Here is a 15,996-nt window from a genome sequence, read left to right as displayed (position 1 = left end):
TCACCTTACATCAACCAATGGAAGCGTCTTTCTCCTTGCCTTCATGGCCAAATAACAAGCTGTCAGGATGGCACCCGATGTTCCGCAAATGATGTCAGTCATGGTATCGAGCAAGCTGCCATTTTGTGAGTTGAGACCAAACAAGTGATCTGTTGCAAACTCATAGATTTCCCAAACACTCGCCATCGCCACAGAGAAGAAAAAACAAAGCCATACGGCGACCTTTGATGAAGGTGGTTCCGTTCCCTCTTGGTGATGGGCTGCTTTGCTATAAATGAGTAACCCGATGAAACAGAGAATAACGCCCGAGAAGAGATGCTCTATTTTATCCAAATAGGGAATGACGCCATAAAATCCAAATTCGTTGGCTATGAACATCGTGACGAATATAAAGAGCAGTACACAGAAGCGCAACGAAGTGAACATGGTTGTCTTCGTCCATTTGACAAGGAGTCGAATTAGCTGAAGAACAGCCACAATGAGCACCGCTTGAAACATTTTGGTCCCATTACCTCGCACCAGAAAATAAACAAAACAGCATCCCGCTAGTACATACATCCCTAATTCAATGAGATCATTCCACCGATCCTTACCCTTCATCTGCCCCATCTCCCTATTTCATCCTGAAAAAAAAGGAAGCACCTTACCTGGTCAATTAAAAAGCACTTCATTATCCTATGCCCCGTATTGAACGAAATGAATGCCGTCCAAGCTGCAAAACAAAAATCCCGCCTACCGCTTAACAGCGAGGGGCGGGTTTATGCCGAACTATTTTTTGTCTGCAAGCCATGTGGACAATGAACTGATTTCATCATCGGAAAGCTTTCCTTTAAAAGCAGGCATTGCACCCTTACCGTTGGTAATGAGCGCGGTAAGCTGATCTTTAGAGTGTTTGCTGCCTACCTTCTGAAGATTCGGTCCGACTAAACCTTCCAAATTAGCGCCATGACAGCTGACACAATTGGCCTTGAAAACCGTCTGTGCATCAGCTTTTGTTGTCGTTCCAGTGCTTGCGGATGCTGTTGGTGAAGTGGTTGTTCCTGCAGTAGGACTAGGTGTCGTTTCACTCTTGCCACAAGCAGATAAAGCGCCAGCCAGCAAGAGGGTGAGTACTACAATCTTTCTGTTCATGCGTATGCTTCTCCTCACATTTTTTAGGTTCACATGCCGTATTTTGAAATCGGATACCTACCACTACATTACCCCCGTTTCCATATTTTCATGCAAATGATGAATAGGAAATGCCATTCAAGCTCAACATATCCATAACTACCCAGATGTACATAAAATTCCATGGAGGAATGACAAATTGGCTGACAAAAACACGCAACATACACCTGATCATTCGCGTCGCCGTTTTCTCAAGTATACCGGTACTGCCATTGGTGGCGTGGTCGTCGGTGGCGTCATTGGAAGCGCAGTGTCAGGAGGTTTCAAGAAAGATACACCCCAAACCTCTCCAACGCCATCCGCAAGCCCTAACCCGCAAGTCACCGCGGACTATAACCAGGCACCGATGTTCCTCAATCAACTCCAGCTTCAGGTCGCCGAAGCCGCCGCGGAACGGATCTTTCCCAAAGACGACAATGGCCCAGGCGCAGCAGAGCTAGGTGTTGCTTTCTATATCGATCATCAGTTAGCCAGTCCATGGGGCGTAAATGCGCGAACCTATCGAATGGGACCCTTCGTCAAGGGTGAAGCCACTCAAGGTGATTACCTCAGTATTGAACGTCATGAGCTCATCACGATGGGTCTGAATAGTCTTGAAGAAACCGCCAAAACCAAGCATACGAAGGGCTTCGTTGATATTACACCTGAGGAACGGGATGCCATTCTCACCTCTATGGAAAAAGGCGAAATCCTTGTCGTGAACGGTATCACAGGGAAAACCTTTTTCAACTCATTTCGCATCCTCGTTATGGAAGGTGTCTACTCTGATCCGCTGTATGGCGGGAATAAGAATATGGCTGGTTGGAAAATGCGTAAATATCCAGGCAACCAAATGAGTTATACGAACATGATCGATAAAGATCAATTCGTCGTTATGGAGCCCCGCAGTTTGCACGATCATTTTGTTCACTAAAGGAACAATTCTCACGAAGGAGGGAATACATGGATGGCTACTAAAATGCCGAAAGTCCCCGTTGTCATTGTCGGTATGGGATGGGTCGGGGGAATTATTGCTGCTGAATTAACGAAGCAAGGTGTGAAGGTTGTTGGCTTGGAGCGTGGAAAGCCACGAAATACCGCTGACTACTACATGGTCCATGATGAGCTGCGGTACGCCTCACGCTATGATCTCATGCAAGATTTGTCCAAAGAAACGGTGACATTCCGTAATACCGAGAAAATGGCTGCTGTGCCTATGCGGGAGTATGGTTCTTTCCTACTCGGGGAAGGTCTTGGCGGGGCGAGTGTTCATTGGAATGGACAAACCTATCGTTTTCTCCCCTATGACTTCGAGATTTATAGCAAAACCGTAGAACGCTACGGCAAGCAAAAGATTCCAGAAGGCATGACGATTCAAGACTGGGGCATTACATATGACACGTTAGAGCCCTATTTTGACAAATTCGAGAAACTAGCTGGTATTTCAGGTGACGCTGAACAGAATCCAATGGTGGGCAAACGTTCCGCTCCTTTTCCTACTAAGCCGATGGTGAAAACACCTGTCTTGAAATTGTTCGAGGACGCAACCAAAAAGCTCGGGTATCACCCGTATATGATGCCTTCGGCTAACTTGTCAGAGCAATATACGAACCCGGATGGTATCACACGTGCAGCCTGCCAATATTGCGGCTATTGCGAGCGATTTGGTTGTGAATACGGAGCAAAAGCCGATGTCATAGTGACGGCTCTCCCTATTGCGCAGAAATCTGGCAATTTCGAATTACGTTCCTACTCCAACGTGACTCAAGTGTTAAATGATGGAAAAAAAGCTAGCGGCGTTGTTTACGTAAACACGGTTACGGGCGAACAATTCGAGCAGCCGGCCGATGTTGTCATCATGGCAAGCTATGTATTCAATAACATTAAGCTGCTGCTCACATCCAAATTAGGCAAACCTTACGATCCAGCGACAGGTAAAGGTGTCATTGGTAAAAATTACTGTTACCAAACAAACGGCGGAAGTGCCACAGGCTTCTTCGATGAAAAACAGTTCAATTTATATGCAGGCGCCGGCTCCCTCGGCATGGAGATTCCTGATTTTAATGGCGATAATTTCGACCATACGAATCTGAATTTCATCCACGGTGCAGGTATTCGCATTTCCCAAACTGGCCAGCGACCTATTGCAACGAACTCGGTTCCCAAAGGCACAGCTGCCTGGGGTGGCGATTTTAAACAAAAGTCGCTGAAGTACGCGAACAGTGTCTTGTCCGTCTCTCCACAGGGAAGCAGCTTACCTTGGAAGCATCATTATGTAGATTTGGATCCAACCTACAAGGATGCTTACGGACTTCCGCTCCCGCGTATCACCTTCGATTTTGAAGAGCAAGATCGACAAATGATCAAATTCGTAGCTGGTAAAGCAGCAGAAATTATGAAAGAGATGAACCCAACGACCATAGGTTCCTCGGATCAACTTGCGCCTTACAATATCGTTCCCTATCAATCGACTCATAACACAGGGGGCGTCATTATGGGGGCAGACCCGTCAACTTCAGCGGTTAACTCGTATTTGCAAATGTGGGATGCTGAGAATGTATTTGTGGTAGGTGCATCCGCATTTGCTCACAATAGCGGTTACAATCCAACAGGAACGGTTGGAGCCTTGGCATACCGCGCCGTTGAAGGCATTGCTAAATATTTAAAACAAGGTGGAAGTGTCGTTTGAGATCATGAGTTAAGGCGTCTTTACGATTCATGAAGGAGGTGGAATGGTATGGAGCAAGAAGATTGGATCTTACATTTGACGGAAGTTCGCAAGCGATTGCTCATTGTGTTCGCCTGGTTCATCGTCACACTATGTGTCGGTTTATACCTCTCTTCCGATATTCTCCTGTACTTGAAAACTCAGCCATTAATCGGTGAAATTAAGTGGAATGTGTTTGCTTTTACAGATGGGCTGATGATTTATATGAAATGTGCGTTTCTGTTCGCTGGTTTATTTACAATCCCTGTGATTCTCTACCAAGCATGGGCTTTCGTGAAGCCAGGGCTGACGGAGAGTGAATCTAGGAGCGCACTCCCTTATATACCCGTCGCCTTTGCCTTGTTTATCATTGGGGTTTCGTTCAGCTATTGGGTCGTTTTCCCGATGATGATGCGTTTCATGATTCGGATGAATCAATCGATCGGTGCTGTCGAAACCTATGGGATAGATCGCTATTTTGCTTTCCTGTTTCAAATTGTGATACCGATGGCTATCGCCTTCGAGCTGCCCGTTGTTCTTCTGTTCTTAACTAAGATCGGACTGCTAACGCCACAAATTTTGAAAAAGTCCAGGAAATATGCCTATATCGCGCTAACCATCACTGGCTCCTGCATCTCGCCACCTGATATGATTTCACACTTATCCGTCACCATTCCATTGATCTTATTGTTTGAAATCAGTGTTTTGGTGGCCGGCTGGCAATGGCGAGCCATGCAGCGTGTTGCGAAACTAAATCTAATCGAAGAATGAGTTGAAAATAGGAAAAGAGGATGAACACCATGTTCAACAATATTGGCGTTTCAGGATTAATCTTGATTCTGGCTATCGCTTTAATCGTTTTTGGCCCTTCCAAACTGCCACAGCTGGGTCGTGCTTTTGGGGATACCTTACGTGAATTCCGTAACTCAACACGTAATATCATGGAGGATGGCGAACGTGACCATTTGATTGAGAATGAGGGCAAGAAGCCGCCTCTATCATGAAGTGAAAAGGAGCCTTTCACCTGGTGAAAGAGCTCCTTTTACTTATTTTACATACATCCAGGGAACACTCATCGCCATAAAGCTATTGTTTTCTCGCGACAAAAGTGAGACAAGCTGTCTTCAACCGAATGGGTCTGCCATTACGCTCTATGTCAAAAGCTAAATTATTTAATGTCGTTAACAAAACTTCCCAACCCTCATACTGATTATCTATAATGGTTTGTAAGTGTTCGGTTGTAAGATTAAGCTCGATGAGAGGCGTTAGTTCCTCTCCAGTTAACTTATCCATTTCTTGCAGCTGTGAATTCAGAATCAAACAATGAATACCCTTATCCTTTGTCCCCATCGTCATTCGATCCAGAACACGTTTAAATGTTTGTTCCGAATCCACATGCTCCAGTGACGATACAGCAACGATATAGTCGTAGGTATCCGCCGCAATATCATACTCTCCAATGTCAGAGAGGTGGGTTTCGATTCTTTCACTAACATCGAATTGTTCACTGTAAACCAGCAACTTGGTAAGCGCGGATTGCAGGATATCCACACAAACCACTTTCCCCCCTTTATATTTCAACGCTTCCGCCATGGGGATGCTGTTTCGCCCAACACCACAACCCAGATCCAGGACAGTAACATTCTCATAATCGTCGAAATGGGATAACGTTTGCATGACTGTTTTCACAGGCTTCGATAGCCAGGTTCCCTCTTCAAATAACTTATAATTTTCATAGCAAGCTTCATGGTATTTTCGTTCTTCTTCCCTAATCTTCGTAATCCGAGAGTATTCGATCAACCAACAATCTCGCAGCTCACCCTCATGCATCTCATGAGCAACGAGTTCCTTCACTTTCTTAAAACCACAGCGCTCATAACAGGTGATTGCTCGCACATTCCATTGCTGTGGATCCATCACCACACGATCTGCCCCGAGTTCACCTACTAAGTATTCCACCATGGATGTCACGAGCAGCTTCCCGATCCCTTGATTCCAATAGTCCGTTTCACCTATAAATTGATCCGTTCCATAAATGGTCCCCGCCAAATCATCGTACCCGTATTCTAAGCGTTCCTCTTCATCAATTTCATAAAATTGAATATACCCGATCGGCTTCTTGTGGTATTCAATAAGGCATCTCGTCGCAGAGTCTTCCTTATAGAAATGCTCCTCTACCCTCTCCATGTCATGGGGGCGATCTCGCCCTTCATAATAAGAGAGAACCAAGGGATTATTCAACCAGGATACGAGCAGCTCTTTATCGCTGGACGCCAATTTTCGTACTGTCAGTGCATCGGTTTGGTAGATTAGCATAGGATACCTTCTTTCTTCTTTTAGCTTTTTGCTACTTCGACATTCACACTTTCAATTCTTTTTTTAATAAAAAGATAGCTTGTTTTTTGCACGATCGTAAGTTTTTGCAATCTATTGCGATACGAAAGCTAGGCGCCTATACTGAATGTGAACATACGATGAATGTGGAGGCCGTTATGAAAATCTATCTCATTCGACATGCAGAACCGGACTATCCCAATAATACCATAACCCCGCCTGGCCATCTTGAAGCGCAAGCGTTAGCAGAGCGTCTATGTGGAACAAAGATCGATCGTATCTATCACTCCCCGTTAGGCAGGGCTATACATACGATGCAGTACACCGCGGATGCAATGGGCATTCAACCGACCTTACTGCCATGGACTGCAGAACTTGAGGGCTGGAACTTCGTGCATCCAAATGGGAAAACCGAAGTTGCCTGGAATGTCGATAACTCATGGATTCGTGAGCATCGCCCCTATCCCTCCAGTGAGAATTGGCATCAACTTCCACCTTTCAATATGCCGGATTTCCATGACAAATATGAAGACATCCGCCGCAATTCGGATCGCTTCTTTGAAGAAAATGGCTATCAACGCGAAGGTGGACGCTATCGAATTATGGCATCTAACAGGGACACCATTGCTGTGTTCTGCCATCTCGGCTTCGGCTTAGCTTGGTTGTCTCATCTTCTTGAACTTCCTTTGACGATGGTCTGGGCAGGCTTCTGGATCGCACCAAGTTCCGTAACGACGATTGTCATGGAGGAACGTTCACATGGCTGGGCTGCTCCACGATGCTATGGCGTAGGTGATGTTGGACATCTCTATCAAGCCAATCTCCCCCTCAGCCGTGCTGGGTTGCTTGCAGACAACATTGATTAAAATAATAGGAAGAGGCTATTCTGCAAGTAGACATCATGCTACTTGCAGAATAGCCTCTTCCCCCACCATTACCGACGCCAAACAATCTCAATGTCTAACTCCTCCAGGATATGACCGCACGCAATCTCGTATATGTTATTCCCTAGTGCGATTACCTGTTGCTCCTGCCCATTGGCCAAGACATGCGATGGAACAACCTCCGAATGAAAAGCAAATCTTCCGCCTTCACGCAGTCGAATCAGCTCACTTCCTTGCTTTCGCCACTGCTTCAAGATCGCATGGGTGGAGGCATATTTATTAAGTAACCCTATTGGTGTTACCTCGTTCTTCATCTCAACAAGCAGAAATAGCTTACATGCTTCTGGCTGTAGCGTGAACACACAACACTCCCACGGTTCCAATACCTTAACTTCTTGAGAGAAATGTTCAAAAAGAACAACACGTTTATCTGCAAGTGTCGGTATGTCCATCGTGGAGATTGTACCTTCTTGCTCAATAGGTTCTTCCCCAATATGAAACGCTGCAACGATCCCGGCTTCTCCTGCGTAATTCCAAAGCTTAAGTGGGATAGGCTCTCGTATCGGATCCTTGGTCAAACAGTCCAGCGTAGGAACAGCAGTTCGTCCACACCGAATCAGCTTACCATCACTATAGATTAACGGCAAAAGCTTTGTCGGATCGGTTTGACCAAGTGGATCACTGATATAGACCGGTCCACCGTTAATGGCTCGTAGTACGGCATTCTGATGATCGTCATGATTAATCGTCCAGAACATATCCCAATCCCCCCAATAGAAGGAACCATGATAGTAGGAGTTGTACGCATTTTGTATCGCATGCTCACGAAATCCATTGGGGCTCTTCGGCATGAAGTCATCACTGTTACGGGACACCGCAGATGTTGGGCGATGCCATATGTTTTCTGCCGCCATGCCCATGCAGTTAATCATCGTACGATTGAAATGCAGCGCAACCGAAGCTTCTATGGCTTGATGTGCCGCCGAAGCGGAAGCGCCGACAGAACGTTCGAATTGTAGGAAGTTATTGATTGCCGCTTGACTGTCCACCTTAACGAAATCAATGCCTTGTCGGCGAAGATATCCGTGCCATGCATGCCAGAAACCGAAGCCCAACGCCGGATCAGGATATGGAATAAGACTTCCATCTGCTGTCTTGTATAAGTAATTCCCAAGCGATTTGGCAAGGGTGCTGTTCGAATCGATGCCGCCCCAATACCCGACGATGGTATGCCAGACGCCGACCCATTTCACACCATGTTTCTCTTTAAGTTGAGCTACCGTAGCTGCGAGACCCTCTGGAAATTTATCTGGATTCGCGTCAAAAGCCTGCAGCTTGCCACCTGCTTCGGTGGACCAGCCATCATCAATCATCATCCAACGTACGGGAAGACCAACACGGTTAAACTCCTCAGCTTTGGCCAATACCCCTTGCTCATCAACCTTCTGGTAAAAAGCATCCCAACTGCACCAGCCCAAATAGTCTAGCACTTCAGGATACGTTTTGTGCTCTCGCGGGAGGACTGGATAGTCCAATTCCATCAGTGCAGCTTCCGTTGTTCGATCTGCCAACGTGTACGGCTCCTTGCCAAATCCTAAGACGAACGCTAACGTCTCCTGATGCTGTAAGCCTCCTTGATAAGAAGACAGAATCACGGATAAGCCTTGATCATGAGTGCCGCCTCCACCTTGAAGGTCGGTTCGGCAAACAGGTCCACACACAGGCAACAATCGATAGTAAGCGGCATCAGACTGCCAAAGCAACGAAATCGTTTGAGCCGGAAGTTTACTCAGATCAGATTCAAAGTGAGGTCGTGTCCACCATTCATTATGCTGATAATTCGCCATCAAACTTGTCAATCCCACGATCTCATCCAGCGTAATGCGAATGCTCGCTTGGGAAGAAAAAGATTTCTTTTGCATGAATGGATTCTTCGTAGCAATCCGTCCATTAACAAATCCCAGAACGATATCCTCGAAACACCTTAATGTAAATGACACATTGACGTTGCCGCCGTCATCGAATTTCAATGTATGTTCCTCATACGCCCCAAGTTTGTTAACACCATGCATGGTCTCACAGACTTGATACACCAGTTTCTTGGGCACTTCGTTGTCCAAAGCAACTGTGACTCCGAAGCCGCTGAGCACAGGCCGACCCGAACCCTCTTCCAAGCCTAGCGCAGATACTAGCAAAGTCGAATCCTTATAAGTAAACATCGTTGTCCACTTCCTGATCGTTTATTAGCATGGAATGGCCATGATAGAGACCCGTTCAATCTCAACCTTGGCCATTCGTATATGCGTACCATATGCTATTTTACATTATATACCATTTTCTTCATTCCAATGTGACCAAGTTAGTTAATGCCGTCATATCGGTAAGATTATCCCAAATGAATGCTTTGAGCGTGTACCCTTCCACCGATTCTGGCATGGTCATCGATACCGTTAACGTCGTATTATCGTATTTGTTCAATACAACCTCTTGCGTCTTGGTTTCCACAATGCCAGTTGGCGATTGCAAGGAGACAATCAGCGTTGCATTCAAATGCTTATCGGTTGAATTTATGATTCTAGACGATACCGTAATCGTGCCTGTCGTCAGAGCGGTTATTTCCTGACCACTGGCATCCGTGAACAACGGTGTCTCCACAGACTGTTTAGGTCCGACGATCACCTCAACCGAGTTGCTTTCGATGATGCTGCCGTTATAGCTGAATTTGGCATGAAAACGAGTCACACCTTCAGAAATTCCTTTCACGAATCCACCATTAATAACAGCCACTGTCGGATCATCAACGATATAGGACAGCTCCGTGGAATCTGTTGGCAATTCGACCATTTGACCGTCACGATCTGTGCCTGTCACAGAGAATTTCGTGGATTCCTCTAAGCGCAGCTGCAGCTTCGAAGTGAACAGCTGAATGTTGGCGATATCCTCCAAGCCGAAGCCCTCCAGATAAACGAGCTTAATCGCATCCGCTGCGACCTCGCCACTTGCCGCATCGCTCAATTGAATGTAGCCTGAAGTGCCTGCACTGAAACTATGGATACCGAGCTGATTCCAAGTGCCTCCCCTTACCGGCCTTTGATCGGCTGTATAGGTTTTTGATCCTGTTGCGGAAGTGACCGTGTACTTCGCATTCCCCGCCCTCGATGAACCACCGTCTGGCAGATAGTAATACACGGCGTAAAAACCAGGGATTGCAACCTGCGGGGTCCATTTGACAGAGTTTGTGCCTGATCCTGCTGCAATCCTCACAAAGTTGTTATTATAAGAATTGCTTCCTGTTGAAGCAGTCCAAGTGCCGACCTTAACAGACTGTGTATCATCGACAATGATGGACTTCCGTGTTTTTACGGGAATACTTGCGCTCGGCTCGGAGGAATTCCAATTCCTGTCTTTCGCCACCACATAGAGCGTGTAATCTGTATCTGGTGTGAGTCCTGTGACCGTAGCTTCATTGCTAGCGATGACAGAAGTGAGGAGCTGATTGTTCGCTGCGTTATAGATATCCGCATCCAAGTCCACGCCATTTTCAGAAGCTGCCCATGTCAAACTTACCGTCGAGTCTTGATAATCTTTAACGGCTACCGTTGTCGGTTTGGCTGGAGCAATCGTATCGTTGATTGCTGTGGACGAATCTTCGAACGCTCCGATATCCGGTGATCCTCTGTATATCGGATTGTTCCAGAAGTCCCTTCCTCCGTTGTTAGCGACCACAGCACCTGCACCAATCAACGGCGAATCTGGCTTCAGTTTATAACCATCCACCGTGTTGTAACCATCTACACCTTTTCCTGGATCCACAAAACCTGGATCACCTACGACGTTATTCTTACCTTGAGACGGTGCGGCTTTACCATAGAAAGCGTTGGATAAGAATTTGGGTCCTGTCGGATACGTTTCAGTGATTGGCGTTGGCCCTGTAACATAGAAGACGTTGTTCATAAACGTAGCATTCGAATTATTTTTCATTTGGAACCCGATACCGAGATCATTATAGAAGACATTGTTATAATAGATTCCCGGATCATTAATGTTCAGTGTATAACTATGCCATCCGTCACGCTTATCATTCTGACTGATATTGTAGCGGAGGATGTTAATACCACCTTTCAACTGACCCATATCCATAAAGAAACCGCCTGCATTGTCATGGGTATAGTTGTATTGGAATATATGGTCGCCTCGTGTTGCCAGATCCGTATCAAATGCTGCAGAATCCGAATCGGCTTTGATCTCCGCACGCGTACGACCTACTTCGTTAAATTGCACCAGCGCCCGGTCGGTTCTCCATACCCAGATACCCGCAATCCATTTGATACCGGGAGCATAAGCACCTGCATCCAAGCTGATATTATACTCAATCAATGGATTAGATGAAACCCCTACAATAATGCCGTCTGCACCCGTATTGGAGACCGTGTTACCTCTAATCGTGACGTTTTTGTTAAAATACGCGACATCATTGGAGAAAGCTGTAATATTAACCCCGATGACCGCCAGATCATGAATATAATTGTTTTCTAGCGTCAAACCGTCAATATAAGCTTTGGGCTTACCGGTTTCGAATTCCCAAGCTTCGATTTGAATACCGGCGTTCGCATTTTTGTTAACCCCTTTATCCTTACCATCGGTAGTCGTAGTCGTCGCTTCGCCTGTCAAATTCATCCCTGTGACATCATGGATGTCCATATTACGAATTGTAATATCATTCATAGGTCCATTGTGAAATGACTTAATCCAGATCCCGCTTCTTCTATAAAAACCTGTTTTGTAATCATCCGGTGCCGCTGGATTAAAGTTCGTTAACTCCAAGTCCTGCAGGGTGATATATTGAATGTTTTCTAAATCAATTGCTGCATAAGCGGCATTGGCATTAATGACAGGTGCAGGACCTTCCCCATATTTACCTACTACAATCGGATTGCCCTCTGCCCCTGAGCTTTTCAGCTTCAGTGAACCCGACCAGGAACTTCCCGACTTGAACAAGATATGATCGCCAGGTTGAAAATTGGTCTTATTATTTACCTTGGATAAGCTCTTCCAAGCTGTCGCTTCACTCGTTCCGTTATTACTGTCACTTCCTCCTACGGCATCAATATAGTAGGTAACTCCGTCAGCATAGGCATGATTAACAGGACCGACAGCTCCCCATACGCTAAGCAGCATAATTGCAGCCATGGCGATGGAAATCAGCTGTACAAATTGACGTTTACAATTCATGGTTACCCTCCTCATTGGCCGCCGATGTAGGACAATAGGCCATATTCCAAAATGTAATCAATAGCCGCCCGCTTCGCCGCTGCATTGCCTTTGAGATCCAGACGAAGTGTGATTGGCTCATCAATTGGCGTCACACTTTGGTTCAGACCAGATGGACTTGTCAGTGTCACCACGTAACTGTGGTTATCACTGTTTACTTTTGCAATACCTTGAAACTCCGGTGCAGCAAGTGGCGTGATGTTAAATGTCGCCAAAGCATGAATCCCTTCTGATCCTGCTGTCAAAGCAGCTACGTGCTGGACAACTTCCGCTGGAATACTCAAGGTGAGGTCATCGGACTTGATATCCATCTTTTTCTTTCCATTTGCGCTAAAGTCTTCGACTGGCATGCTAACCTGGAGCGCATCGGAAGTAACGGTGATACGCACATCTTCGTTTGAATAGATCGTATTTACAACCTGCAGGCTGAACGAAGATACTGCACCTGAACTGAATTCAAAAGATAAGGACGAGTTACCTATTGGCAATGTGGCGAGGTAGCTCTTGTTCAGCATAACTTGAGTACCATTCACAACATAATCCGTACCCGCCGCAAGAACGTGCGTTCCATTCTTGATCGCCGTCAGCGTATTCCCATACAAGTTCATGGCAACGCTCACGTCAGCTTGAATAGCAGCATTCTTGTCAAACGAAGCCGTTACAGGCGAAATGGTCGAAGTAGCATCACCAACCGTAAAGGCTGCTGTTTGCGGAACTTGGATACCTTGGCCGCCAACTTTGACGGTGTATGCTCCTTTACCATTAGCCAAACGGCTTAAATCGATCTGGAACGAAAATTTACCATCTACATCGCTAACAGTTTGATCCAACGTGATCGTAGCCCCGGCTTCATTTTGCACGGCCATTGTGACATATTTGTTGTTAACATGAACCGTTTGCCCGCTCAACGTAACGAACTGCGTACTCGGATCAACGACCGCTGTTACTTGCATCTCCGATGCCGGTGGAGTTGATGGCTCGAAAGCGATCTTGCCAAAGTTTCCTCTTACCTTCTTGTTCACCTCGCCGTTAATCGTCCAACCCCATTGTCCACGGCTAGCAAAGCCACCATCGCTTAGGAAAGCGTTCAGGATGAATGGTTTGCCCGTCCATGGCTGCGACAAACCGAGTGCATGCAGAGGTATGGCCGCTTCCATCGTGTACCCTTTTCCATCCGTGTCCTTCTTGAGCTCCATGAAGACGGAAGGTTTGGAGTTTACGCCATTTATGGACATGTAGGATTGGTAGCCAAACTCGATACCACTTCCAAGTACCAGCTGAATATCTGTAGGCAGCATGGTACCCTTTTTGTCCGGATACTGAGTATAATCTAGATCTTCAGCACCCATAAACAATTCCAGTACATCACCATTCCAAATGCCGGTTCCTGTTTTGGTGTTAATCATCGGTGTAGGATCTTTAATCTTAGCTCCGAGATACAGCTTTCTCTCATCATATTTGAAATAAATGTCCGCACTGTGCTTATCCCCATTATTATCGGTTACGCCTGCAATGCGCAGCAGTTCACTGCCAGCCCATTCTCCTGTCGGATTACCGATGGAATCGGTGTCAACCACACCATCTAAAACGATTTCTCCTGATGCTTGTTTGATCACAATGTCGGTATCAATCGGATTTACGGGTACTTCTGCCCCATAGCCAAATGCCATTTTCGTCAAGTACGGGAATCCGTTGGTTATATTTCCAACGAGCTTGACTCTTACAAATTTTACGCCTGGCGGCAAATAATTAGCCTGAAGAACATCAGGAATGCTGTTATTGGCTAATGATCCGAAAGCCGGATGCTTGTAAACACCTGCAATATTGTACACTGTAAAATCGGTGCCATTGGTCGAAGTCCAAATCTCCATGGCCTGGCTGCTCGGCAGATTACCAAAATAATAGCCTTCGACGTAAGCATTTTTGAAATCCTTGCCTGCTGGAGCTGCATACGTCATCATCGAAGCAACCGTCGGATCCTTGCGTTTAATATAAGAAGTGGTGCCGAAGGTTCGAATATCCGCAATACTCGTTGGATTGACGACTTGTAAATTGCTCGTATCGCTCCCCGCTGTGTACATGGCGAAATTGGATGCATCATCAATCAGATAACCGCCTAATGGCGCTGACGTTGACAGGGAACTCTCGATCGTAATTTGATCAATTCTAAAGTCATTTGCAGTTGCTGTATCTCCATAAAATCCGGATTGTGGCAAAATGACACGGAGATATTGGGTGCCCGGAGTAATGGGTTCAGCTGTCGAGTAAGTTGCTTTCACATACTGAACACCGGATGTCATAAGTTCCGGACGAAGCTTGCGAAGCAGATTCACTTTTTTACCGTTTTCAAAAGTACCTGTCTGACTGTTGTACACCGCTTCATAGACAGACAGTTCATTTTGAACCGTAAAGTTCAGCGTCCATTTATTATAAGTGACTTCCATATCCAATGACTTCAAGTCGTTCATACCGGCAGAGTACGACAAATCGCCAGCTACGCCAACCGCACCGCCACTGTTAATGGTCGTTCCTTTGTAACTGAACACTTTTGAAAAAGAAGTCAAATCATCCACAAACCGATTAGAGCTGTCAAAGCTAATCGTATTGCCGATCACCGTTCCAGCCTGTGGGGAAGTAGGTGGCTGCGATACGTATACACCAGTGCTTACCACATGCGACCCGGTTGTCGTCCCCTGCTGTGCTACAGGTGTCACACCGAAAAATAAGAATTTGCCTATATCCTCCGCTGCAACTATGTATTCTCTAGTTCCCGCATTTGTAATAGCTGTTCTATCCGAGCCATTTGCTTGATTGCCACGGTACCACTTATAAATTGATGTTCCTTCTAGATCTGATTCCGCATCGCTGAAGGTATAATTACCAGTTAACGTATTCCCAGGTAAAGGTGTACCATATACGTTCAATGTCACCGCAGTAGGTGCTTGGTTAGCTGGAACGCCTCCAGATTCTTTCACAATAAGCATATCATCGACGGCAATGGTGCCTGTTCGATAACGGTAAGAAGAGAAAGCATACTGGAAAACTTCAGTTGCAGCCGGCGTATAAAGTGCAATATTTGCAGCTGAGGCAATCGGTACACCATCAATCGCCACACTATATTTCTTGGCCGTCATATCAACATCCACATGAATGTTGTACCATTGATTCGCCACGATACCAGACTTGACTGTCGCCTTATCCGTTGTACCTATAGTTCTACGCGAAATCGTGCTGCCGAAAAACAACAGTTCAACCACTTTTGCACCACTTGCATCCTTCAATGCTAAGAAGTAACCTTCGAAATCTGAGACTATTGAACTCGTCTTCGCACGCAAATCTACGCTAAACGAAGTCGTTATGGGTGTAGCAAAGTTATATGTAGCTGTGTTTGCAGTACCATTATTATTCTCTGTCGTGGATAATGAGCGGTTGCCATATGTATCCGCCACAACACTAACTAAATTGGGGCTTGCTGTCGCAACCCACCCAGCCGGAACTTGGCCAACAGCTGTACTTTCAAAGTTTTCCGATAAAACAGTTACAGTTGCGGCCTCAGCCTCTTGCGTTGATAAAGGAATCATGCTGAATATGAGAGCTGCCAATGTAAGAATGGTTACTAGTTTTCTCATTCTGCCACCTCGTCATTATCTC

11 protein-coding genes and 1 pseudogene are annotated in these 15,996 nt (G+C 46.0%); 5 read left to right on the top strand and 7 right to left on the bottom strand.

Annotated features, from left to right (window positions below; translation table 11 throughout):
- Window positions 1-609, bottom strand: a complete 609-nt coding sequence (locus J2736_RS05190; protein ID WP_310224138.1) for a hypothetical protein — start codon at window positions 607-609, stop codon at window positions 1-3.
- 159 nt (window positions 610-768) lie between these two features.
- Window positions 769-1,131, bottom strand: coding sequence for a c-type cytochrome (locus tag J2736_RS05185; protein WP_310224137.1), 363 nt, complete (start codon window positions 1,129-1,131; stop codon window positions 769-771).
- Between the two features lie 178 nt (window positions 1,132-1,309).
- Between J2736_RS05185 and J2736_RS05180 the strand changes: the two genes are divergently transcribed.
- From J2736_RS05180 to tatA, 4 genes are read left to right on the top strand one after another with little or no spacing between them, the layout of a single operon-like run.
- Complete coding sequence (locus J2736_RS05180) at window positions 1,310-2,083, top strand: gluconate 2-dehydrogenase subunit 3 family protein (RefSeq protein WP_310224136.1); 774 nt, start codon at window positions 1,310-1,312, stop codon at window positions 2,081-2,083.
- A gap of 33 nt (window positions 2,084-2,116) precedes the next feature.
- Window positions 2,117-3,838: a GMC family oxidoreductase gene (locus J2736_RS05175; protein ID WP_310224135.1), complete on the top strand. Its 1,722-nt coding sequence runs from the start codon at window positions 2,117-2,119 to the stop codon at window positions 3,836-3,838.
- Between the two features lie 48 nt (window positions 3,839-3,886).
- Entirely contained in the window at window positions 3,887-4,627 is a 741-nt protein-coding gene (gene tatC, locus J2736_RS05170; RefSeq protein ID WP_310224134.1) for a twin-arginine translocase subunit TatC, read from the top strand.
- A 29-nt stretch (window positions 4,628-4,656) separates the two neighbouring features.
- The gene (gene tatA / locus J2736_RS05165) at window positions 4,657-4,860 is read left to right on the top strand and encodes a twin-arginine translocase TatA/TatE family subunit (RefSeq protein WP_310224133.1); all 204 of its coding nucleotides are present in this window, start codon (window positions 4,657-4,659) and stop codon (window positions 4,858-4,860) included.
- A gap of 82 nt (window positions 4,861-4,942) precedes the next feature.
- Here tatA and J2736_RS05160 read toward each other — a convergent pair whose 3' ends face one another.
- Both J2736_RS05160 and J2736_RS05155 read right to left on the bottom strand, forming a co-directional pair.
- Entirely contained in the window at window positions 4,943-5,686 is a 744-nt protein-coding gene (locus J2736_RS05160) for a class I SAM-dependent methyltransferase (RefSeq protein WP_310225210.1), read from the bottom strand.
- A gap of 24 nt (window positions 5,687-5,710) precedes the next feature.
- Window positions 5,711-6,172: pseudogene (locus J2736_RS05155) on the bottom strand (GNAT family N-acetyltransferase); the annotation flags it as partial.
- Window positions 6,173-6,348: 176 nt separating this feature from the next.
- Here J2736_RS05155 and J2736_RS05150 point away from each other — a divergent pair.
- Window positions 6,349-7,056 carry a histidine phosphatase family protein gene (locus J2736_RS05150; protein WP_310224132.1) on the top strand — a complete coding sequence of 236 codons (708 nt, stop codon included), beginning with the start codon at window positions 6,349-6,351 and terminating at the stop codon, window positions 7,054-7,056.
- 68 nt (window positions 7,057-7,124) lie between these two features.
- On the opposite strand, the gene J2736_RS05145 is transcribed toward J2736_RS05150, so the two are convergent.
- The 3 genes from J2736_RS05145 to J2736_RS05135 all read right to left on the bottom strand — a co-directional run bounded on the left by J2736_RS05145 (window position 7,125) and on the right by J2736_RS05135 (window position 15,974).
- Window positions 7,125-9,293 carry a Sip1-related alpha-galactosidase gene (locus J2736_RS05145; protein WP_310224131.1) on the bottom strand — a complete coding sequence of 723 codons (2,169 nt, stop codon included), beginning with the start codon at window positions 9,291-9,293 and terminating at the stop codon, window positions 7,125-7,127.
- 121 nt (window positions 9,294-9,414) lie between these two features.
- Window positions 9,415-12,306 (bottom strand): golvesin C-terminal-like domain-containing protein, encoded by a 2,892-nt coding sequence (locus J2736_RS05140; protein WP_310224130.1) that lies wholly within the window; start codon window positions 12,304-12,306, stop codon window positions 9,415-9,417.
- An 11-nt stretch (window positions 12,307-12,317) separates the two neighbouring features.
- On the bottom strand, window positions 12,318-15,974 hold the full coding sequence (locus J2736_RS05135) for a X2-like carbohydrate binding domain-containing protein (protein WP_310224129.1): 3,657 nt from the start codon (window positions 15,972-15,974) through the stop codon (window positions 12,318-12,320).
- Between the last annotated feature and the right edge of the window lie 22 nt (window positions 15,975-15,996).

It is taken from the genome of Paenibacillus qinlingensis (assembly GCF_031455095.1).
Lineage (GTDB): Bacteria > Bacillota > Bacilli > Paenibacillales > NBRC-103111 > Paenibacillus_E > Paenibacillus_E qinlingensis_A.
Note: the sequence above shows the minus strand (reverse complement) of the source record. Positions and strands in the feature narration are given on the sequence as shown.